The following is a 22733-nucleotide window of genomic DNA, read 5'->3' on the forward strand; positions in this document are numbered from 1 at the left end:
CCGAGGTCAATTGCTAAAACTCTTCCCACTCATCGTCATCTGCGAAACTGGATTTACTGCCAGGGTTGTTGGTGTGCTGATTGTTGTATTGCTGATTGTGGTGCGGCTCCTGGGCGCTTTCCGGTTTCGAATAGGTTCTAACGTTGTCTGTGAAGCCTGGTGGTTCGGTATGGGTGTTGCCTGACGGGTAGGGGGCATTGGAGGCCGCACCGAACGTTTCCGTGAGGTCGCCCATTTTGAAGAAGCCAACCAGTCTGCTCATGGAGTTGGCCTGTTCAGACATGGCTTCACTGGCGGCAGAGGCTTCCTCCACCAGGGCGGCGTTTTGTTGAGTCATTTCATCCATCTGCGCAACCGCTTGGTTGATCTGTTCGATACCGGAGGTCTGTTCGGCTGCGGCATTGCTGATTTCCGATATCATATGGGCTACTTTTTCGACTGCCTGGACGATTGACGTTAACGTATCACCGGATTCATTCACCAGAATGGATCCTGCCTGTACTTTGGAAACGCTGTCTTTGATCAGGTCTTTTATTTCTTTTGCCGCAGCTGCTGAGCGCTGAGACAAATTGCGAACTTCGCCTGCGACGACCGCAAACCCTCGACCCTGTTCGCCTGCTCGTGCCGCTTCCACGGCGGCGTTCAACGCCAGCAGGTTAGTCTGAAAAGCAATTTCATCGATAACTCCGATAATGTCATTGATTCGGTTGCTGGACTTAAGTATTTCCGCCATGGCTTCCACTGCTTGTTTCACCACATCACCACCTTGTCGGGCTTTGTGTGTCGCATCGGAAGCCAGACGGTTTGCTTCGGAAGCGCTGTCTGAACTCTGTTTAACGGTGCTGGTCATCTCCTCCATACTGGACGCGGTTTCTTCCAGAGAGCTGGCCTGCTCCTCGGTTCGCTGGCTCAAATCCGAGTTACCTTGAGCGATTTCATTGGACGCGGTGTTGACGGTATTGGCTGACTCGCTGATTTTGCTGATAATCTCGGTCAACTTGTCAATTGTTGCGTTGGCATCGTTTTTGATCCGCTCAAAGTCACCTTGATACTGGGTGCTGATTGATTGGGTCAAATCGCCGGATGAGAGTGCGGAGAAGGTTTTGCCCACGTCTGACAGGATCGATTCCGCACTGGCGACTAAATTGTTCAAGCCGTGCCCCAGATTTTCGAAGAAACCGGTTTTTCCAGTCATGTTGATCCGGTTTGACAGGTCGCCTCGGGATGCCGCACCAACCAGCTCGTCAATTTCTGTTTCAATGGCCACTTCGGCAGTGCGATCATCCCATTCAATAACGGAACCCAATCGATCACCTTCATCATTCATCACCGGGTTAACGGTTAAGTGCATATGACGACCACCCACCACGATGGATGCCTCATACTTGTCTGTGAGTGTTGCCAGCAGGTGTTTTTGGTGTTCCGGGTTCTTGTGGAATTGATCGATGCTGTGGCCCATCAACCGTTCAACATCAAAGTTTGGCAAATCTTTTCTCAGATCTGATTCCGCACTTTTGAGTGTGTCGTAGACGGCATCGTTCATGTAGATGATCTGTCGATCCGCATCCGCCATCATGACATTGGCGCTGACACTATCCAGTGCCTGTTTGATGCGCAAGTTTTCGTTCGCTGCCCGTTTTTCTTCTTTGAGTCTCGCCAACTCCTCGGTTTGATCCTGCCACTCGACAACCGTACCGAGCCGGTTGCCGTGCTTGTCCTTAACCGGTGTGGCATTCAGATTAAAGGTGCGGCCACCGATTATGATCTGAGTTTCGTACGGCTCTTGCAGCTGAGCCATCATGTTACGCTGATGGCCTGGGTTCTTGTGGAACAGGTCAACATTGGTCCCCATCAGGTTCTTGGTATTAAATTGTGGTAAGTCCTTCTGAATATCCTGTTCTGCAGCATCCAGCATCTCGACGATTGAGTTGTTCATGTAGATGATATTCAGGTCATTATCCGCCATCATGACGTTGGTCTTACAGACATCCAGTGCCTGTCGGATTCGGGTCGCTTCTGCGGCACGTTTAGCGCCATCTTCAACGTCGAAACCGGTCTTGATGCGCATGCTGGTGATGCCTCTGGACAGTTCCGCCAGCTCATCATTGCCGACCATATCAATCGCTTGTGAAAAGTCACTGTTACTGATTGCGGTTAAATTGGAAAGGGTCTGATTCAGCGTGTAAAGTATCCTGCGGATCACCCTGAAGCCGATAATGAAAACGATTATAACCGATAAGGTGGTCAATGCTGCGATGGCATAGAAACGGGTTTCTTGCAGAACTACCCGTTCTTCGATCAGTTTCGTCAGCAGTGCGTTCGATGTTTCGTGGAGTTGGAACGCGGTATCAATGGCTTCGCTACCGGTTCGGAAATATTGTTGCGGGTCGGTACTGAGATCCCCTTTTCGCAGTTTCTGGATTTCACTGGTGAGGCGAGCAATTGATTTTTTTAATTGACTACCGGGGGCGCTCAGGGCTTCTTTGACTTCTGCAGAAGCGCTTTCTGCGGCCTCCAGAGTGTATAAAAATGCTGTGAGACTGATCGTAAGACCGGTGGCGTTTTCAATAAGTTGCTCTCGGGATGCCTCAGTGAGTTGGTTTTCCGCAAGTATCCCGGTTCCCTGTCCTCTAAGCTTGCCAATATAGTCTGTCATGGCCGGGATTTTGTTAAGTACCAAATCCATGTTGTAGTAACTGTCAGCCTCTGGATCCAGTAACAAGTTTGAATGGCTTCCAGCGGTGAGCATGAGCTCTTGAATGTTGTTGATGAGTTTGGAGTGTCGGGCAAAGCTGTCTGCCGCGGTCAGATTAAGTGCATTGCTACTCAAACTTCGCCAATCCCGCTGAATACTGTTCAGTTGTGCCGTGGTGCCCAATGCTGCCCCCAGCTTGGTATCAACCGAATCGATTTTTTTAAACGCTGCACTGACATCATCCTGAAGGCGGTCAATACGTGATTTGAAGGCAGTTTCGCCATTTAGATACCCATGCACCAGTCCGCGGTGTTCCGGTATGCTCCTCAGCAGTGGTGTGACCGTCTCCAGATACTCTGTGCCCAGCACCTGCTTTTCGGTAAAATCGAGATTCCCTTTAAGAATATTGAGTTGGATACCAACCAACAAAGCCAGGAACAAGAACAGTACGCCCATCACAACGAACTGGTTTTTCACGGAAATGTTATTGAGAAAAGCTGTTTTGCCAGCCAGCCCTGATGGCGTGGGATTCCCGTTGAGCAGTGATAGTTTTCCGTTCTTGATCTGTTGATGGGCCGCTTCAGCCGCAGCAATTTCTTCCCGGCTGGGTTTGGAGCGAACCGACATGTATTCAACGACTTTGCCCGCCTGCCAAATTGGCGTCACGTTTGCTTTTACCCAGTAGTAATCGCCGTTTTTACAGCGATTCTTCACGAGCTGCACCCAAGGTTTACCGGCTTTGATCGTGCTCCAGAGATCCTGAAAGGCTTCCGGGGGCATATCAGGGTGTCTTACCAGGTTATGATTTTTGCCAATCAATTCCTGTTCGGTAAAACCACTGATATCAATAAATTCCTGGTTTACGTAAGTGAGGATTCCTTTCAGATCGGTTTTAGAGACCAGAGTCTGGCCTTCCTGAAAGTGAACCTCCACATCAGTCACAGGCATGTTAACCTTCATGGGAGAACTCCTTGAATGCTCGTGCGCTGAGATACGTTAGTCAGTTTTCCCGCATAGTGCCGCTTAACGTACCCGACTTGATCATAGTTAATTGTTTCCCTAATTAGAGTAGTCTGAAAATCAAAAGTTAGTAGTCTGCACTGTAAGAACTTTGTGCAAAAAGGGGCGTTGGGAGGAGAGGCTTTATTTGGGGCGGGGGGTGGACTTCCGTGCGATTATCTCTTCCCAGGTGGGATAGGGTTGTGACTCTGGCGCATTTAAATGTTTCGCACTTGCTGATTTAAGTGATGAATTTGCTGTGGATTGGGTGTGGTTGCCGGCGTCTTTCCCGAAGCGTAATGCTGCTTTACCAAGGGAATCAAATTGCGCCTGAGTTTCCGGTGCCGGACGGTTTGCATACATTTTCTTGCCTGGATTCGCGAGCTCCCAGAGGCCATTGATTGTTGCGATTGCAAAACCTTTTTCCCCGAGTAGCGGCAGCTGTTCTTTTAGTACCGCTAACGTTTCTGGATGAGGGTGACCAATTGCGATCGCGTAATCATTTTTGCGCGCCAATGACAGGAGTCGCTCAAACATTAACTGGATATGGTGTTTGGAAATCTGGTGATCCAGAAAAACATCTCTCGATAAAGTGGGTATGCCATGCTGTTGCGCCACTTTGGCTGCAATCGTACTGGCAATGGTTCGGCTGTCCACAAAGTACAGGGGATAGTGTTGCAGTGTGGTCATAAGCCAGTTCATTTCCAGAGTCTGTTGCGTGAGCTGACTGCCCATATGATTATTCAGTCCCTGTAAGTGGGGAACGGACTGTATGGCGGTGCGTAAAGTGCGGGTAAAGTTCACCTGCGTCATGCCACCCTGAAGCGCACCCGGGCCAAGGCGCAATCCTTTGGTGTTGGCCATTGGCATATGCAGCATGATGCCTTTTTGATGTTCGTGTGCCAGTTTTGCCAATGTCTGGGTATGTTTCCGGTGGGGCAGAAACGATAGTGTTAACGGGAAAGGGAGCGTAGCAAGCTCTGCTCCAATCTGTTGGTGATTCCCCATGTCGTCGATAATTATTGCGATGGTGGGTAAAGGCCATTCCCCTGCAATGCTGATGCAGGGGAGAAGTCCGGTCAAAGTGATAATTTGACAAAATAGTCGCAAGGCCTTCCTCAGCACCAAGCTGGGGAAGGTCAAACTGCGAAACAGGAAAGGTGTCATCATTCCGCGGTTGTTGGAGTGGTCGCTACTGCACTGTCAGCCTCTGTCACGATTTTGGTTTTTGCCGCACGATTCTGGTAGATCACCAAACCTTTCAATAAGCTGACGGCTTCACGCAACTGGAAGTCCCGTGCCAGGATTTCTTCGTTTGAGTCGGCGGGGCTGCCTTCAGTGTCAGCCATTCGACCGGTTCCGGTTTCCGAGTCCTGGGGTGAGGCATCATTCTCCAGGTGTCGAGCGAGGTCAGCTTCCTTGAAATACTCCTGAGATTGCAGTTCAGTCAATTTTGCCCGTTTCACCGTGATATCGGGGGTAATGCCCAAAGCCTGAATCGAACGACCGCTCGGGGTATAATAACGTGCCGTGGTCATTTTGAGGCCATATTCTTCGTTCAGGGGCATCACGGTTTGAACCGATCCTTTGCCAAAGCTGTCGGTACCCATAATAACTGCGCGATGGTGGTCTTGCAGTGCGCCCGACAGAATTTCGGATGCAGATGCCGAGCCACCGTTGATCAAAACGACAATGGGCACACCGCCTGTTTCATCCCCGGAAGTTGCACTGAAGCGCAATTGTGAGCTCTTGATACGCCCTTCGGTGTAAACAATCAGGCCGGAATCCAGCAGAGAGTCTGCTACTGCCACGGCGGCTTGCAACACACCACCCGGGTTATTTCGCAGGTCGATTACCAGACCTTCGAGTGGTGTTTCATTTTCTTGCTTGAGCTTGTCCAGGCCTTTGGAAAAGTCATCACCGGTTTTCGCCTGGAACTGGGTAATGCGTATGTAGCCAATACTGGGCGCGACCAAGCGGGTTTTGACGCTAGTGACCTGAATAATATCTCGGGTTACTGTGATTTCCCGTGGATTGTTGTCGCCCTCTCTGACAATTGTCAGCACAATATCTGTGCCAGGTTTGCCTCGCATGATGTTGACTGCTTCTTCAAGCGTCATACCTTTTACCGGGTGTTCATCCAGGCGGATGATTACATCGCCTGCTTCAATACCGGCTTTCGATGCCGGGGTATCATCAATAGGTGAAATGACTTTGACAAAACCATTTTCCATGCCGACTTCAATTCCGAGGCCGCCGAATTCGCCTGTCGTGCTTTCCTGTAAATCATCAAAAGCGGTCGGTTCAAGGTAAGCGGAGTGCGGATCCAGGCCGGATAACATGCCCCGGATCGCGTTGTTCAGCAGGGTGGCATCATCGACTTCTTCGACGTAGGTTTTTTTAATTCGGTCAAAGACTTCGGTAAAGCGTCGTAATTCTTCGAGTGGTAATTGGCTGGCAGGATCGGGGAGCTTGATTTTAATGGCGTGGGGTTCTTCCGCTGCGGCTTCCGGTTCTGCGTGCGCTGTAACTGTTCCAAACGCAAGGGCGATGGAAAGTGCACTGAATACCAGCGGTTGTGCTGAAAACATATTTCGCATCCAGGCGGGATACTGTTTCGTTGGCTTGGTGGTGCCAGATAGTGCAACCAAAGAGTCTTTCATTAATACGTTCCTGAGAATAAAGTCGTGAAATTACCGGACTGAGCTGTCGATCTTCGCAAAAATGTCGCGTGCCTGCGAAACTTACAGGTATTTTTGGTTTGACCATTTTGTCCTACTGTTTTTTTAACCACTTTGTAGGATTTTCCGGTTTTCCATTTTTTCTGATTTCAAAGTATAGCCCGCTTTCACGAGCTCCTCCGCTATTTCCGGTGGTTGCGATGGGTTCACCTGCCGCCACCGTGTCGCCAGCATCTTTCAGCAAGCTGTAATTTTGTCCGTATAGACTCATAAATCCGCTCCCATGGTCGATGATAAGCATCAGGCCAAAGCCCCGAATCCAGTCCGCAAAAACGACCTGACCATCATGAATTGCAGAGACTGTCGTCCCCACAGGGGCTTCCACCAATATCCCGTTGGAGCGCAATGACGGTCCTGCTAAATGGCTGCGGTAGCCGCGAGTCACTTTACCATGAGTTGGCCAGGGAAGTTTAGTCCTCAGGGTCGCAAAGGGCTTGCCTGAATTGGCAGATTGTCGTCGGGCGCGATATTTTTTCTTCGCTTTCTCAATCGCTTTTTCAAGGTTTTCCCGGTTGGCTTGCAAGTGTTTCAGGCGGGCTTCAGATGTGCTCAGCTCCTGTGTCAGGCTAGCCAGAATCCGTTCTCTCTTTTGGGTTTCGTTTTGATAGGAGGCAATCCGGTTGTCCAATGTTTTCTGATGTTGCATCAGTTGTTGCCGCGCGTTATTCACGGCTGCCTGTGTATCGTAAAGGTTTTGTTGTGCCTGGCGGAAAGTTTTCAGCGTCTCCAGGCGTGCAGCGTTGATATATTCAAGATAGGTTAGAACCCGGCTGGCAGAACCCATGTCTTCAATATCCAGAAGTACTTTCAGCGCTGGTTTTTCGCCTTGGGCATGCATGATGCGAATCTGCTGTGCGAGCTTTCCCCGCTGGGTGTCGAGATCGCGTTCAAGTTGTTCCATATTGTTGTTGAGTTCATTGAGGCGGGATTTATTTGCTTCGATTTTTGCTGTCAGTCTGCGTTGTTGAGTGACCAGCTGACTTATATTTTGCTCACTCTGTTCTAATTCAGCGATAAGTCGGTCTCGTTTGCTGAGGGCATGCTTGAGCCACCGGGAAATCGAATTAATATTTTTCTCAATTGTCGACAGTTCTGATTCCTGTTTCTGAATCTCACTGTTCGAGCTCCCGAAGCTGTCAGTTGGGGTGGCCACAAGACATGTCAGTATTACTATCAGCACTGCAGATAGCGCTTCCCGCACTTTTACTCGCAGTATTAATCTGAAGGGGGCCAGACTAAAGGGGATCAGAACCCGGTATAGACCGCTGAAACGAGTGGAATTGTGAGAGACAACTGCTTTAGGCATACTGGCTGGGAGCTAGGTCCGATTGGTTTTAGCAACGATTTAGTGGCGCTCAATCAGTGAGCTGGACAATAAGCCCGGATAAAGACTACCGAAGACGTAGTGAGTGTAGCAGGTAATTCGGGTGAAAAACATGACCAAAAATTTAAGGCGGTGACAGGTCGGAAATGCGTATCCCCCTGCTGAATGAGAAGGGGGATACGGAAAATCGAGTGGGCTAGCTCGTCGAGGAAACCACGAACGCACCTTCGCTATAGTTGGCGTGGTTGGTTCTCAAATCGTTTATTAATTTTAACCCTTTCAGGCCGAGAATCGATTGGGCTGTGCCAACGCCCGCCATAAGTGCACCCACAATTCCACAGGTAAGAATGTCCTGGCCGGTGAGATAGAGGCCGGGGATGCGGGTTTTCGGACGTAGCCAGGTTTGCTTGAAACGATCCGGATCATGCTCGAGACCATAAATCTCGCCTTTTCGATAAGCACAGAAATAATCTGTAGAAAGCGGTGTTGAGGTTTCGTAGTAGTCTATCTTACCGCGCAACTGAGGGAGTTTCTGGTAGAGAATTTCAAGTAGCCGTTGTTCGAAACCGGTTTTCAGTTGGTCGTAATCCTTCCCCCCTTTTTCCCCAGACTTTATCCTTCCACGGCGCGAACCAGTCATAATGTGTGGGGGCAACAATCTCGATTGTTGCTGTTCCCGGGTAGCGTTTTTGCCAACTGGGATCCTTCGCGGATGGAAATGAGACATAGACAACCGGGAATTCAGATTCTTTGTCGTTTAAAAAAGTCTCGATATTCTGTTCAGGAGAATAGTCCGGGTAGATCCAGAAATTTGTTTTCGGTAAATTGAGTTCCTGAGCGGTTTCTTTCAAACCGATGTACATGCCTAAATGCGACATCGATGGTTGAACCGTCTTGAGTTTGTGGTCATAGCCGTATTTTTGCACCAGGTTTTGTGGCAGTAGTCGATCAAACGTATTAAACACGCCTGCATTACTGATGATGGTATCACAGGGAATGATATGGCCATCCGCCATGACCACTCCGGATACCTTGCCGTTGTGGGCGCAGATTTTTTTGACGTCGGCATAAGTCAGCACATCACCGCCACCTTCCTGAATAACCGGAATCATGGTTTCGGCAATGCGCGAAGCACCACCTACAGGGTAATAGCCGCCATGAATATAGTGCTTTGCGATGAGGGCGTGAATGAGAAAGCTTGATTTCCGTGGTGGAACCCCACAATCTCCCCATTGGCCACAAAGAACCTGAATCAGCTTTTCGTTGCGCGTAATCGTCGAGAGCGCTTCATAAGTCGTTTGATCGAAGTAGGCTGGGAGTAGCTTCCATTTTGCCAGATTGTAAGCCTTTGCCAGCACTTCGGGCATTAACTTGTCTGCTGAGAATACCGGGACGAGGCTGTTGATCTTATCCAGCATCGCAACGTATTTTTCCAGTGCTGAGCGTTCCTCAGGGAAATGTTCTGCCAGGCATTCGACAAAGTTTTCTTTCCCGGCCTTGAGGTCATAATGTTCGGAACCAAAGTAAAACCGGTCGTAGATCGAGTCCATGGGGGCCCATTGCAACTGACTGTTCGTAACATAGTCAAATAGTTTTCGAGCAATCGTTGGGTACCCCATATCACCGATATAGTGTACACCCACATCCCACTCATACCCGTTTCGGGCGTAACTGTGAGTAAAGCCCCCTGCGGTGTAATGTTGTTCGAGTACCAATACTTTTTTGCCCGCTTTTGACAGACACGCAGCCGTCGTTAGGCCGCCCATGCCCGAACCAATAATGATTGCGTCATAAGGGCCATTCAAACGCCCGGCCCGATATCGTGTGCCGATCCGCAGGGTGCTTGGGGTCATTTTATTTTTTGTTGCTTTTGTAGTTGTAGTTTTTATTGTTGTCATAGCATCTCTCCAAAGTCATTTGGCAGTCCGGCAGGTATTCCGGTGCCTCCACAGAGCATGGTTCTACTCTAACAAGGTTTTATTCAGTGTTGGAAGTGTCAACATTGATAAATATGAGTTTATTTCATTTAAGTTCGAGCACGGCTTCACGCAGTTTTGTGTGGCTGGTTTTGTGAATGGATGAGCCGCTTTGCAATTGAATCGGTCGACAGCGTAACGCTATAATCGGTGCCTTCATGCATTTATTGACAGGAGTAGTACAAATGGCAGGTGAGCTTCCAGGACAACATGGTGATAGTCTGGACTATAAAATGATCAATCACTTTTTGATCAGCATTACGGCAGGCATTGGTCTGGGTGTCGTGCTGTTCGGTTTTGTCATCTGAGAACAGACGCATTGCATACTGATCGGGCCAGTTGGCCCGTTCAATAGATGCTTGTGTTTCTCTTAACTTGGCACAGCTTTCGAATACCTTTTCTTGCAAGCGATTTTTACCCGTGACTAAGCCGGTTTCAGACGCACCTTCAATTGATTTGTATTTTAACACCGGTTTATCCGATATTTCTGCGGCACCCACTGAAGCTGGAGCGAAAGCTGATGCTCAGGATTCTGGCTATTGGCAATGGCTGGCGGAAGATGAACGAAACCGGTTTTTCCGGTTCCGGAACCCGGTAGCCCGACAGCTTTTCCTGACCACACGGATTATGTTGCGGGGAGCCTTGTCTGAAATCGTTTCGGAAAAGCCCGACTCGCTCAGGTTTACCACAGGTGAGCACGGTAAGCCATTTCTGATTGATTATCAGACGGTTAAATTCAATTTGAGCCACACTGGAAATCAGGCGGTTCTGGCGGTCTCCACTGCGCCGGAGATTGAGAGTCTGGGGGTGGATATAGAGGATGCACGGCGTTCGCGGGGGTCTCTCAAATTAGCTCGCCGTTTTTTTGCACTCTCGGAGATTAAGCAACTTGAAATGTTGTGTGGCGATGTGGATGAGGGTACCGCGTTCCCCCCCGAGGCACAAAGTCGTTTCTTCGACTTCTGGACATTAAAAGAATCCTTTATCAAAGCATTAGGGACGGGTTTGGCAACGCCGTTGGGTCAGTTTGGATTCGACTTTACCGAAGGGGCTCGTTTTTTTTATGCCGAACCTGAACTGGCGATAAGCCCGCAGCAGTGGTGTTTCCAACAGTTGGATTGGCACGGGTATCGTGTGGGGGTGTGCGCTCATGTAGCCCCGAGCGCTAGTAATGAACCCCTGACAGATCGATTTGTACTTCGCCGACATAATCTGCCTTTCCCTTGATTCGTAAAGGCAAATTCCTGTCACCATCAATATAGATAAAAATATTATCTTTGTAGCCCATAAAGTTGAAGTCGGCACTTTGGCGTTCTGTATCGAAAGGGCGAGCGACAATTTCTACCTTGAATGCATTTGTGCTGCCCTCAATGTGCTCGTTTCCAGAATCGGAAGTCCGGGTATAGTCGACTTTTATCTTTTCCGAACCGACAACGTTGAGTTGTACTGACAGGATGCCGTCGCGGTCGTATACATAAAGGGTTTGAGCCGCAGCGCTCGAACTGAGCCTGCCCTGTGCGATTAACTCGAAAATCGCTTCGGTTTCGCTGATTGACAGAGCCTGTTCCGCCGGGGCGATATCGTAAAAATTTTCCTGCTTTTTGCTCCATTCTTGCCAGGGGCGTCCTTTTTCATTTTTTTCCGGCTTAACTTTCAACGAGTAGGCGGCTTCGGGACCAAAACGATAGGTTCGATACCAATCTTTTAGTCCGCCGTACAATGCGGTGCGCTGGAGTGCCCGTAAATCCGGATTCTGCCACAGTGTGAAATCCGTATGGCTACCCATTACACTGGTTTTGAGGTTCAGTTTAATTACCTGTTCATCTGTGGGGGGCAGACCTGGACGCGGTGTTGTATCCAGCAACTCTTCCCGGGCCTGGGCGCTTGAGAGCAACTCTCTGTGCAATTCTGATGAGAGGCTAATAAACAGTTTCGAGCCCTCGAACTTCAGGGTTTGCCATTGTGAGGTGGTTGGATTTTGTGGCGTGTCGAGGGCGTTTTCAGTTGAGCCCGTCAGATTGGTTCCAGTTGCATTGCTCACGGCAAAAATGCTGGTAATAATGAGTGCGCGGGTTGCTTTGGATAAAAAACGCCTCACGGTTGTATCTCCTTTGCGTTGGCAGCTGATGTGTCCCGGGTTGTGTCGGGACAGAATCCTGAATCGTATTATGCGAAACTCCGATGGGCTTGTCATGTAACGATCGTCAATGAGATTGTCGTTAAGGGGGATTTTGTGCAGAATACAGGATCCTTCATAGCTGCTCATTCCGGAGAAAAAGATGAAAAAAGTAGTGCAATGGATTTCATTTGCAACCTTGGTCGTTTTATTGAGTGGGTTTGCCGCCCATGAATTTCGTGACGATCTTTTTGCTGGGGCGATGGCTTTTGAGCGTGGTAAAGCGGGCCTGTCAGCAAAAACGATCAAGGTAGAGGGGATGGATATTGCCTATCTGGATAATGCCATAGCGGATGAAGAAGTCGTCTTGCTGATCCATGGCTTTGGTGCGATCAAAGAAAACTGGCTCCGTTTTGCGGCCTCTGTCGATGGCGGTCACAGAGTCATTGCGCTGGATTTACCGGGACATGGCGAGAGCGTGAAATCGTTGGACATGAACTATGCAATCGATGAGCAGGCACAAAGGGTTGTGGCCTTTCTGGATGCTTTAGCGATACCTCGTGCTCATTTGGTGGGTAATTCCATGGGCGGCGCGATTTCTGCCCTGATCTCGGCTCGCTATCCAGATCGGGTTCAAACGTTGACACTGATTGACCCGGCCGGCATTTATGATTATCCCGCGCCACTCGCGAATTATCTGGAGCAAGGTACTAATCCACTGATTGTGAAATCGGTCGATGATTTCGAGTTTTTGCTGGATTTTGCTATGGAACAGCCACCCTTGATTCCCTGGCCGGTATCAAAAGTGGTTGCGGAGCGTTCAATTGAACGGAAAGCGATCCATGCCAAAGTGTTTAGTGATCTACGCAAAACACCAAGCTTTGACTTCAAGCAGGAGATTGCACAAATCCAGTTGCCGTGCCTGATCTTATGGGGATCCCAAGACCGGGTTATCGACGTTAAAAATGGCCATGTTTTCAAGTCTCTGATTCCCAATTCCACCCTTATAAATTATGACGAGGTTGGGCATGCGCCAATGATTGAAGTTCCCGGTCAGGTTGCTGCGGATGTTGCCACCTTTATGCAACAGCACCTTTGATGCAGGTCATCGTCAGAAGCCGCCCTCGTCACAACAAGGAACTCTTCCGAATATAGGCTGCGCGATCTTTTTTGCATGATCGGTAGGGTGTAATTAAATCAAAAACATGTTCTCTCAAGGTGTGAGCTGCAACGGAGTAGTCGCCATGGTCTTCGAGTAGTTGCTGTGCCGAAACAGGCTGGCCAAATACCACGGTGACTTTAAACGGTAGAATCAGCGGTAGATGCAGGGGAATATGGAGTGGTACATTCGGTAGTTTTGGGCCGAACAGGATGGGGGCTGCCTCTTCTGCACCGATCACGGCGCAGGGAATAATCGGGACATTGGCGAGTTCGGCGTAGCGAACGCCATGACCGCTGAATTTGAAGAGTGTGTAGCGGTCGCGAAAAGTGTGGTAGGACTCTTCAGGGTAAATACAGTGTAGCTGGCCCTGTTTCAACCCAATACAGATATTGTCTGCAGCAGTGATGGCCATGACATTGGCTTCCATAAACTGGCAATCCAGCAGATCCAGCGCTTGTTTCATCAGGGGAACTTTGGCGTCCCAATGATGCGCAATAAAATGGATTTGTCGTTCGGGCAGGCTGGAGAGTAAGCAAAGCGCATCCCACCACAGTCCTCCGGAATGATTGCACGCCAGTAACGCACCTGAGTGGGCAGGAACCTGTTCGAGTCCGACGATATTCAGCCTGCTGTATTTGCGTACAACGGGGGAGCACATACTCACCATTTTCCGGTAAACAGACCCCGTCGCAATCGTATTTTTACGTTTAAACATAATTAGACCTTTCCCTCCAGCAATCCGGCACAGCAATACATATGCTATTGATTAGCACAGGCGCGCCTCATAAGTCTATGAGATGTTGGCCCTAATGACTAATCCAATTGGCTTGTTATTATCCCTATTCAGCTGTCCCGCCTCGTATTGCCATCTTTGCCCCTTTGGTTGAGGTGTTACTCCTGGTGACATTCATTTCACATTGTTTTGCATGTTTTAAACGACTGTTTGAAACGAGTGTATTAAAATGCGATTGTTTTTTCATCGTTTCTCAGTTTTTACGGTTATCACAGGAGCCTTTATGCTGTTAAAAGTTGCCGCTGCAAGCGCCATGTCGCTAAAATTGAATCTCCGAACGGCGTTTGGAATCCTTGCAGGTCTGCTGATCAGTGCGCCCGCACTGGCACAAGAGGCTGGCTCCGTGCACATGGCAGAGGAAACGCTGAATATCGCAGATAACTCCTACGGATCTTTCTCCGGTGTGTATCGTGTCGGTTATGACCAAGTCCATTTTTCCAGCGCTGCGATGGACAGTCGCTATGTCAGATTAACGGTTGATGTAAACGGCATGATCCGTGAAGCGATCTTTGATTTGAACGCAATAAGTGGGCAAGTCGTTGCAGGGCACGACCAAATGAGTGCGGAAGAGCTTGAGCTGATGCAAGATGCTGCTGTCACAGTAGCAAGCTTTCTAAGTAAGCAGAGTGCACACGAGTTTAATGATCATTTAGTCGTGTTGCTCGGTGCCATGAATGATTGGAGTAGTTTTTAATTTCCTGGTTCTGCTATGGCCGTGCAAAGCCTTGTAGCGAGCACGTTACAGTATTGAAGTGCGGAGCTTTTACATAATTTTACGCTCGACCTCTTTTATTGGTCAAAAAATAGTCACATAATGATTGAACTTACACCCGTTACCAGAGTCAAACAGGTGTAATCTCATGGAAGATGAGACGTCAAAAGAGCATTGGCCGGAGGAACTGAAGCGCTTCCGGCCTTTTTTTGTGCTCTTTTCAAGCTTTACCGGTACTGCAATCGGATCATATTTTCCATTTCCTCATGAAGTGCTTTGTAGACTGGCCCGGGACTGTATTTTAACCGGCGTCCGGCAATGTCCCTTACCGGAATCAGCTTTGCACCACTGCCAGTGAGGATGCACTCGTCTGCACTGTAGAGGTCGTAAGGGTAGAGTGTTTGTTCTTTGCAGTTCAACCCGAGTTTTTGCCCCATTTCCAGGACCAGTTCACGGGTGATACCCGCTAGCGCACCATCTGTAGTGGGGGGGGTAATCAAGTTATTGTCACGCACAATAAAAACATTTTCGGCACTGCATTCGGCGATTTGTCCGTGTTGGTTTAATAGCAAGGCTTCATCTGTTTGATTGTGGTTTGCTTCGATTCGAGCTAATACAGAGTGCAGGTAGTTCAGACTTTTCACCCTTGCATCCAGGCCACTCCCCTGAGGACGCCGAATACTGGAGATACATAAACTAAAGCCGTTTGCTCGTTGAGCTGAACTTGCCAGCTCCAGTTGGTCGGCAATGATGATTAACGTCGGATTTTTACATTGTGCCGGGTTTAGTCCAAGTGGTCCGACGCCACGGGTAGCGATTAATCGGATATAGCCGGTTTGTCCCATTTTTTCAGCGGATGCATTTTGATGTTTGCGCAGCAATTGGTAAATTGCGTCCTGTATTTGTGCGTCATCATAAGTTATGGATAGCTGAATTGCTTGAGCAGAATCTCGCATCCGTTTTAAATGCCGATCAATCCGAAATGTTTGCAGACCATAGAATCGCATGCCTTCGAAAATACCGTCGCCATATAGCAGGCCGTGGTCAAGTACCGGTATTCTAGCGTCCTGAGTTGCAGTTATATTGCCGTTGATCCAGCAAAGTCCAGACATTTGTTTCACCCCCATCAATTTTGGTTTAAAGCGTTTTAGTCGTGTGTTTCGCGTAGCTTCTGATTTATTTCAGGGATAGCGTAAAGCGATAGCGAAAACCGAAACAGGGTTAAAAAAAAGATTAAATACCGGTACAGATCGAGTATATTGTTTTCTGTACTGGTATTTTTCTGAGAAACTGTGCTGATGTTGAAAAAACAAAAGCGTTACGAGCAGGTGGCCGCTGCCGTTGCAGAACGGATCCGGTCTGGAGATTATCCCCCAGGCTTTAAATTACCCGGTACACGGAGTCTGGCTGGGCGTTTCGGAGTGAGTATTTCCACGGTTGTGGAAGCGCAACGATTGTTAGAGCGCTGGGGATTGGTTGTGGCCCGGCCCAGGTCGGGTTATTACGTGCGGCTCCCCGGGGCGGAGGCTACCGGGCTGGACCGGTCAGATGGCCATTCCGAAGTGAGTCTACAGCCCTCTGCTGATTCAGGAGCCGTTGTGACCGGGGTTCTGCAATGCACCCCTCGCGTGGCAACTACTCGTCGTTTGATTCTGGAGCTGGTTCAAGCGACCCACCGCCAGGATCTGATTCCACTCGGTGCTGCGGTGCAGGACTCCCGCTATATCCCGGTCGACGCGCTCAATCGCGCACTACGGAGAGTCACTAAGCTCCAGGGAGGGAATGTCTGGTCTTATGAGTTCGCGCCCGGAAACCCCGTTATTCGAGAACGCATTGCGGAGCGTATGCAGCTTGCAGGCGTGAAGGCTCATCGTGATGATATTGTGCTGACTCATGGGTGTCATGATGCCATGCTGCTTGCGTTACATTCGGTGTGTCAGCCCGGCGATATTGTGGCCGTTGAATCCCCCACATACTACGGTTTGTTGCAAGTATTGGAAACGCTGCAATTGAAAGTATTGGAGATTCCGGTTCATCCCGGTAGAGGATTACAGGCTGATGCGCTCGCGTTGGCGATTCAACAATGGCCTATCAAGGCCTGCATCTGGGTGAGTAATTTCAGTAATCCTCTGGGGATTCTCCCGAGTGTGCAGAGTAAGCGTGAGATCGTCCAGCTACTGGCTGAGAACAACATCCCGCTCATTGAAAATGACGTCTATGGAGAGTTAGGGTTCCTGGAAGAACGTCCTCCGGCAGCGAAGAAGTTTGATCGGCAGGGGGGCGTTTTCTATTGTGCCTCATTTTCAAAATCGCTTGCTCCAGGGGCACGTTTAGGTTGGATTGTGCCCGGAAAAAGCAGGGATGCTGTCCAGTATGGCCAGTTCGCCAGCTCTGTGGCAACGCCAAGTATTCCCCAATATGCGTTTGCGGAATTGCTCCAAAGTGGTGATTTTGATCGTCATTTGAGACGGGTGCGCAGTGCATACTATGATCGGGTGATGCGCGCTTCGGGCATTCTACAACGCTACTTTCCGGCGACCACCCGAATCAGCGATCCTGCGGGAGGATTTGTGCTCTGGTTGACTCTGCCTGACAAATTGAACGCAATGAAACTCTATCAGCGAGCACTTAAAGAAGGTATAAGTTTTGCGCCCGGCCCTCTGTTTTCCACCGCGGAAAGCTTTCAAAGTTGCCTGAGAATTAACTGCGCCGTTGGCGATGATGATGCATTAAAATGGGCGTTGATAAGTCTTGCCAGATTGTTACCAGAATTAGATGAAAAAACGCACGCCTGACGTTCCGTTGTCCGGAACTTGCGAGGGCAGGGACTTTTGGAGTTGGCGAATTGTGAATTCTGGCCTAGTCTTGGCAAAGGAGAAAATATTACCGACTTGGAGTATCTTGGATGAATTATGGACTATTGGTTAGGATGGTCGGCATACTGGCAGTTACCCTGTCGTCACTGGGGGTGAGTGCGGACGAGGATATATCACTAAAATTCAATGGTTATTTAACCGCAGCTGTAGCGATTAGTGATGAAGACAGGGCGAATTATTTTGGTATAACGGACAAGGCGACATTCAATTCAGACTCGATCGTTGCGATTCAGGCTGAAGCGGATATCAATGATCGTGTCAGCGCCACAATTCAGTTACTGGCGAATGGCCGTGATGATTATTCGGTGGAAGCTGAATGGATTTTCCTGAGCTACAAAGCGTTGCCTGACGTTCAGATTCGGGGAGGGCGACTGCGGCTCCCGTCGTATATGATCTCTGATTATGTTGAGGTTGGTTATGCCTATCCCTGGGTAAGACCACCCCATACAGTATACGGGTTGGTGCCTATTTTTACGTTTGATGGTGTCGACCTTTACTATACCAAATCCTTTGGCCAATGGAGTGTTACTGCTCAGCCATTTTACGGCTCCTCCAAGAAAACAGTTAGCGTACAGCGATTACCAACAGAAATTACGTTATCCAACATGTGGGGGTTCAGCTTTTCGGTTAGTAATGACTGGTTCTTGTTCCGTGCCGGTCACGCGGGTATGGAGCTGGATCTCGAACCCAGTGCAATTGCACCACCGGCGTTTGACAAAGATGCAACCCTCTCCAGTATCGGGATGGAAATCAAGTGGAATAACTGGCTTTCGATGGCTGAATATACCCAGCGATATACGGACATTGCTACCGTACCTGACATCAATGGCTGGTATGTTTTAGGTGGGTACCGATTCGGTGAGTTTTTACCCCATGTGACATTCGAGTCTGCGCGTAATAATAACAGTCGTGATCGGCAGACCGAACAGGATTCGGTGGTCGTTGGGCTCAGATGGGACGCAATGGATAATCTTGCGGTCAAGTTCGAGGCGGAAGCGATCGATGTAAAGAGCGGTTCAGTTGGCGGGATATCCTATCCTGAAAACATAACCGTCTGGACTATTGCCGTAGATACGGTTTTTTAAGGGGGAAGGTTATGAGATCTGGAATAATACGCCCCCTGCTGCTAATTCTGATGCTGGTGGTCGCTCCAGTCAGGGCGGAGTATGCTGTAATTGTCAATCCTCAGCTTGAAATTGAGCACCTGGATAAAATTGATATTCAGAATATTTATCTGGCAAAAACCGGTAGTTTTCCAAATGGTGAGTGGGTTATCCCGGTTGATCATAAAAAAGGGGCTCCTCTTCGTAACGCATTTTATGAAAGTGTGTTGGAACGTACAGAAGCTCAGCTAAAGTCTTATTTTTCCCGGCTTGTTTTTACTGGAAAAGGGTCGCCGCCCCGGACATTGGAGGATGATGACTCCATTAAAAAACAGGTGCAGACCAACAAGAGTGTTATCGGCTATGTAGATAGCAAATCGGTTGACAATACGGTAAAGGTTGTGTTCACGTTTGAGTAGCGTGTCTGGAGTTGCGGGTGCAAAGGTTACAGTTCGGCGGGCGGGGTCGCCCGCCGGGAAGCGAGTTCGCGTGAGAGGTTATTGCAACGTTTCCGGTGTTGCCTCCTCGGTGGAGAGATCATCCAGACCGTAACGAGTAGCGATAGTATTGAGGAGGCCATTCTCCTGGGCATGCTTCAAGGCGTCGTTGAAGCGCTCGATCAGATTCCGGTTAATTGAAGTCTTTGCATTGCAGGCGAGATAAATCGATTGGTATGCAAGCGGAGGATAGACCGGTTCCACTTTGTCGGCATACTGTGGAAAGTCATCGGTAATTAACTTCAGTGCTACAGCGTAGTCAATGATAATATAGTCAATGCGCCGATTTACGAGTTTTTGTAAATTCAGTGAGTTGGTTCGCGTCGCGTCCGTGTTTTTCAGCACTGTGTCATTCATCAATGCCGTTACGGCCTGATCACCCAGCACGGTGCCAATGTGATAGTTTTCCAGTTGTGAAACTCGAGTTATACGGTGTCCGGTTCCGGCTCGCCCCATGAGCACAACAGGCCCGCCGGGAAGGGGGCTGGAATAGCTTAGTGTATAGTCATTCGTGGGTTTTGCCCGAACGGGACTAATACAGTCGAACTTGCCGATCTGGACAAAATTTTCGGCTCGAGCCAAAGGCAAATACTGAAATTGGGTTTTCATGCCCGCCAAAGCGAATACTGCTTCGATTCCTTCCTGCAAAAATCCTGGCTGATAAGAACGGTTAGCTTCGGAATGCGCGTTTTTGGGGTCGATAAAATACGGGGGGAAATGAGAAGTTGCGATTTTGACAACATCTCCGCTGGTATCTGCAGCAAACGCTGGCAAGACCGCCCAGTGTGCGCCACAGCACAGTGCGGTTGCCAGGGCCAGACGTTTCATCTTTCCTGTGTATTTTTGAACGGGGTTCTGCATAGTACGTCCCTGGACGCTGCATTCTAATTTCTGGTTAGCTTCTAGCTTCCCGGTGGTTTCACTTTTAAGCATAGATCAAATTCGTTGCATCACACAGATTTGCATAGGTCCAGCCACTTAATAATACCGGCACTTCGGTATTTTTCTTTGTGGAGTATAAAATAAAATTTACGTTTGAAGTCCCGATGCGGGACGGATAAGTGTACCAGACTTCCCCGTTTGAAGGCATCTTCAAGGGTCACTCGCGACAGGCAGCCAATGCCGAGTTGCGCTTCCACAGCGCGTTTGATTGCTTCTGTGTGCTGTAGTTCCAGTAGTATTCTGAACTCGGGCAGTAAACCGTGCATTGCCCAGTCGAATGCTTGTCTTGTACCTGATCCCGGTTCTCTTAGAATCCAGGTCGCTGCTTTAAGTCGTTCATCATCCAGTGTGCTCTGGCTTGCGTAGGGATGCTCTGGGGCGCAGAATACTGCCAGTTCATCTTCTCGCCAGATCGTTGTTTCCAGTTCGCTGTTATTGAGTTCACCCTCAACCAGTCCGACATCCAGTTCGAAATTCAGAACTTTGGAAGCAATCGTCGTGGTATTGGCGACTTCAAGGTCGACGTGAGCCCCAGGATTTTCGCGCATGAAGCGAGCCATGATGTTGACTGCGAGATAATTCCCAATGGTGAGTGTCGCCCCCACTTTCAATGTGCCAATATCCCGGTGTTGGCGAAATGCCTCTTCGAGAGATTGTGCCTGTTCCACTACCGCTTGGGCTTTTGGTCTCAGCAGTTGACCCAATTCATTTAGCTGTAAGCGTTTGCCTATTCGATCAAAGAGCTGAATACCGTATTGGATTTCCAGGTTTTTGAGGGCTTCACTTGCGGCAGACTGGGACATGGATAAGCTGGATGCGGCTTTGGATATGTTTTCGTGGTGTGCCGTGGCAATGAAAACCTGAAGTTGTCTGAGTGTATAATGCATATCGGAATAATCGATAACCTATATAAATATAATCTGATTTACAGATATTGTCTTGCTGGCGTATGCTTATTTCAATCTTAGATTATTTATCGATAGGGTGAATATATTATGGCGGCAATTGCAAAGGAAACGGTAACCAGCGTAAAGCACTGGAATGATACCTTGTTCAGTTTTACGACGAGTCGAGACCCTGCGTTCCGGTTTAAAAATGGTCATTTTATCATGATTGGTTTGGAGCAGGATGGTGGCCGGCCACTCATGCGTGCGTACAGCATTGCCAGTGCCAACTATGAAGAGGAGCTTGAGTTTTTTAGCATCAAAGTGCCGGATGGCCCGCTCACTTCAAAGCTGCAAAAAATTCAGCCAGGCGACGAAATACTGATGAGTCGAAAGCCAACAGGAACGTTGATAGTGGATCACTTGATACCGGGGCGAAATCTGTACCTGATCAGTACGGGAACCGGGCTTGCACCCTTCATGAGTATTATCAAAGATCCTGAAACCTATGAGTGTTTTGACAAGGTCATTCTGACCCATGGTGTTCGGACCGTCTCGGAATTGGCGTATCAGGAATACATCTGCAACGAGTTACCGAAGCATGAGTATTTCGGTGACGTAATCCGGGACAAGTTGATTTATTATCCCACGGTTACGCGTGAACCTTATGAAAATCAGGGTCGTCTTACCGATTTGATGGAAAGTGGAGCGCTTTTTGCCAACATCGGATTGCCAGAGATGAATCTGGAGGATGACCGGTTCATGATTTGTGGTAGTCCGAGCATGTTAAAAGATACCTGCCAGATTCTTGATTCCCGAGGCTTTGTCGAAGCGAAACAGGGAGACCTGGGGCATTATGTGATCGAGCGTGCTTTCGTCGAGAGCTAAACCACTCTATTTTCAATAAGACCCTAATCACCTGCGTGACGGTTTTATGCGTCGCGCATGTGCTCCTATCTTGTGAGTCCAGCCCTTTCTAGTCTTCTGGCAGATTCTAGCCTTCCCGCCTATTCCAGTATTTTTGCATTTTTAATGTTCTCCAATTAGTGGCGAAGTAAATGCAGTGCTGCGGTGAAAAAGTGATCAGTATGTACTATCTTTCTACTTGAGTGTCGTTTATAAGGCGTTCCGGTATGACTCTGATCACAACTGAAAAAGTAATCTGTCCCTATTGCTCGGAAGCTATTGAGCTGGTGGTGGATTGCTCTATGCCTTCACAGGAATATATCGAAGACTGTGATGTTTGCTGTCAGCCAATTCTGGTTAATATCGAAACCACTGAGGATGGTTTGCCGGAAATAGAGCTGCACCGTGAGAACGAATAGCGCTTGTACCCCATTTGGAGGAAAAGACAATGGCTGAAGTTGAATTGACCTTTACTGATTTGACCACCATGCAAGTGGATGCGATTGTATGTCCTGCCCATAAGCACCTCACCCGTGGGCGAGGGCTATCGGCAAGTATTTTTGACTGTGCGGGCCCTGAATTGTCTGTGGCTTGTGATCAGCAGGAAGTGTGTCGAGTCGGGGATGCCTGTATTACAAAGGGGTTTAAGTTGCCTGCGGCCTGGGTTATCCATACGGTTACGCCGCAATGGTCTGGTGGGGATCAGTGGGGGGGTTCCGATTTAGGGTTGTTGCGGCAATGCTATCAACGTGTTTTTCAAGTCGCGCGCGAGAACGGGATCAAATCACTGGCGGTACCGGCTCTGGGGGCGGGTACCAATAAAGCGCCCCATTTGCTTTCTGCGAGAGTGGGCCTGGAAGCGGTAAAGCCGGTTCTGCAAGACTTTGACGCCGTTTATTTCTGTTTGCATTCCAATCAGGCCATGGAAGATTGGAGTTCAGCATACCGGCAGCTGTTTCAAGCAAACTCAGTGCAAGCCGGTGCTTCTGTCTTGCATTAGTCGGAAT

Annotated in this window: 21 protein-coding genes; 10 read left to right on the plus strand and 11 right to left on the minus strand. The window is 49.0% G+C overall.

Annotated features, from left to right (window positions below; translation table 11 throughout):
* Positions 1–13 precede the first annotated feature (13 nt).
* The 6 genes from OLMES_RS28520 to OLMES_RS05120 form a co-directional block, all read right to left on the minus strand.
* Positions 14–3655 carry a methyl-accepting chemotaxis protein gene (locus tag OLMES_RS28520; protein WP_087460263.1) on the minus strand — a complete coding sequence of 1214 codons (3642 nt, stop codon included), beginning with the start codon at positions 3653–3655 and terminating at the stop codon, positions 14–16.
* 183 nt (positions 3656–3838) lie between these two features.
* Positions 3839–4804 carry a divergent polysaccharide deacetylase family protein gene (locus OLMES_RS05105; RefSeq protein WP_157678145.1) on the minus strand — a complete coding sequence of 322 codons (966 nt, stop codon included), beginning with the start codon at positions 4802–4804 and terminating at the stop codon, positions 3839–3841.
* 56 nt (positions 4805–4860) lie between these two features.
* Positions 4861–6294 (minus strand): S41 family peptidase, encoded by a 1434-nt coding sequence (locus OLMES_RS05110; protein ID WP_087464337.1) that lies wholly within the window; start codon positions 6292–6294, stop codon positions 4861–4863.
* Positions 6295–6469: 175 nt separating this feature from the next.
* On the minus strand, positions 6470–7741 hold the full coding sequence (locus OLMES_RS05115; RefSeq protein WP_087460265.1) for a murein hydrolase activator EnvC family protein: 1272 nt from the start codon (positions 7739–7741) through the stop codon (positions 6470–6472).
* Positions 7742–7955: 214 nt separating this feature from the next.
* A complete protein-coding gene (locus tag OLMES_RS28940; protein WP_332454926.1) occupies positions 7956–8279 on the minus strand; it encodes a hypothetical protein in 324 nt (107 codons plus the stop codon).
* Between the two features lie 25 nt (positions 8280–8304).
* Complete coding sequence (locus tag OLMES_RS05120; protein ID WP_332454927.1) at positions 8305–9657, minus strand: phytoene desaturase family protein; 1353 nt, start codon at positions 9655–9657, stop codon at positions 8305–8307.
* 263 nt (positions 9658–9920) lie between these two features.
* On the opposite strand from OLMES_RS05120, the gene OLMES_RS28785 reads away from it, so the two are divergent.
* Both OLMES_RS28785 and OLMES_RS05125 read left to right on the plus strand, forming a co-directional pair.
* Positions 9921–10043: a hypothetical protein gene (locus OLMES_RS28785; RefSeq protein WP_269767742.1), complete on the plus strand. Its 123-nt coding sequence runs from the start codon at positions 9921–9923 to the stop codon at positions 10041–10043.
* Positions 10044–10155: 112 nt separating this feature from the next.
* A complete protein-coding gene (locus OLMES_RS05125; protein WP_087460266.1) occupies positions 10156–10962 on the plus strand; it encodes a 4'-phosphopantetheinyl transferase family protein in 807 nt (268 codons plus the stop codon).
* Here OLMES_RS05125 and OLMES_RS05130 read toward each other — a convergent pair.
* Positions 10901–11833: a DUF3108 domain-containing protein gene (locus tag OLMES_RS05130; protein ID WP_087460267.1), complete on the minus strand. Its 933-nt coding sequence runs from the start codon at positions 11831–11833 to the stop codon at positions 10901–10903. The two genes, OLMES_RS05125 and OLMES_RS05130, sit on opposite strands and share 62 nt — an antisense overlap.
* Positions 11834–12014: 181 nt before the next feature.
* Between OLMES_RS05130 and OLMES_RS05135 the strand changes: the two genes are divergently transcribed.
* Positions 12015–12950, plus strand: a complete 936-nt coding sequence (locus OLMES_RS05135) for an alpha/beta fold hydrolase (RefSeq protein WP_087460268.1) — start codon at positions 12015–12017, stop codon at positions 12948–12950.
* A gap of 28 nt (positions 12951–12978) precedes the next feature.
* Here OLMES_RS05135 and OLMES_RS05140 read toward each other — a convergent pair whose 3' ends face one another.
* Entirely contained in the window at positions 12979–13728 is a 750-nt protein-coding gene (locus tag OLMES_RS05140) for a lysophospholipid acyltransferase family protein (RefSeq protein WP_087460269.1), read from the minus strand.
* 301 nt (positions 13729–14029) lie between these two features.
* Between OLMES_RS05140 and OLMES_RS05145 the strand changes: the two genes are divergently transcribed.
* Positions 14030–14500, plus strand: a complete 471-nt coding sequence (locus OLMES_RS05145; protein ID WP_087460270.1) for a hypothetical protein — start codon at positions 14030–14032, stop codon at positions 14498–14500.
* A gap of 245 nt (positions 14501–14745) precedes the next feature.
* Here OLMES_RS05145 and OLMES_RS05150 read toward each other — a convergent pair whose 3' ends face one another.
* On the minus strand, positions 14746–15630 hold the full coding sequence (locus OLMES_RS05150) for an aminotransferase class IV (protein WP_087460271.1): 885 nt from the start codon (positions 15628–15630) through the stop codon (positions 14746–14748).
* Positions 15631–15816: 186 nt separating this feature from the next.
* Here OLMES_RS05150 and OLMES_RS05155 point away from each other — a divergent pair, with 186 nt between their 5' ends.
* The 3 genes from OLMES_RS05155 to OLMES_RS05165 all read left to right on the plus strand — a co-directional run bounded on the left by OLMES_RS05155 (position 15817) and on the right by OLMES_RS05165 (position 18916).
* Positions 15817–17313, plus strand: coding sequence for an aminotransferase-like domain-containing protein (locus tag OLMES_RS05155; protein WP_087460272.1), 1497 nt, complete (start codon positions 15817–15819; stop codon positions 17311–17313).
* A gap of 110 nt (positions 17314–17423) precedes the next feature.
* Complete coding sequence (locus tag OLMES_RS05160; RefSeq protein WP_157678147.1) at positions 17424–18479, plus strand: porin; 1056 nt, start codon at positions 17424–17426, stop codon at positions 18477–18479.
* Between the two features lie 11 nt (positions 18480–18490).
* A complete protein-coding gene (locus OLMES_RS05165; RefSeq protein WP_087460274.1) occupies positions 18491–18916 on the plus strand; it encodes a hypothetical protein in 426 nt (141 codons plus the stop codon).
* A 78-nt stretch (positions 18917–18994) separates the two neighbouring features.
* On the opposite strand, the gene OLMES_RS05170 is transcribed toward OLMES_RS05165, so the two are convergent.
* Entirely contained in the window at positions 18995–19855 is an 861-nt protein-coding gene (locus OLMES_RS05170) for a substrate-binding periplasmic protein (RefSeq protein ID WP_157678149.1), read from the minus strand.
* A gap of 89 nt (positions 19856–19944) precedes the next feature.
* Positions 19945–20823 (minus strand): LysR family transcriptional regulator, encoded by an 879-nt coding sequence (locus tag OLMES_RS05175; protein WP_087460276.1) that lies wholly within the window; start codon positions 20821–20823, stop codon positions 19945–19947.
* A 108-nt stretch (positions 20824–20931) separates the two neighbouring features.
* On the opposite strand from OLMES_RS05175, the gene OLMES_RS05180 reads away from it, so the two are divergent.
* From OLMES_RS05180 to OLMES_RS05190, 3 genes are all read left to right on the plus strand, one after another.
* Positions 20932–21708, plus strand: coding sequence for a ferredoxin--NADP reductase (locus OLMES_RS05180; protein WP_087460277.1), 777 nt, complete (start codon positions 20932–20934; stop codon positions 21706–21708).
* A gap of 245 nt (positions 21709–21953) precedes the next feature.
* Entirely contained in the window at positions 21954–22145 is a 192-nt protein-coding gene (locus OLMES_RS05185; protein ID WP_198343224.1) for a CPXCG motif-containing cysteine-rich protein, read from the plus strand.
* A gap of 29 nt (positions 22146–22174) precedes the next feature.
* Positions 22175–22726, plus strand: coding sequence for a macro domain-containing protein (locus OLMES_RS05190; protein ID WP_087460278.1), 552 nt, complete (start codon positions 22175–22177; stop codon positions 22724–22726).
* The last annotated feature ends 7 nt before the right edge of the window (positions 22727–22733 follow it).

This window comes from Oleiphilus messinensis, from assembly GCF_002162375.1.
GTDB lineage: Bacteria > Pseudomonadota > Gammaproteobacteria > Pseudomonadales > Oleiphilaceae > Oleiphilus > Oleiphilus messinensis.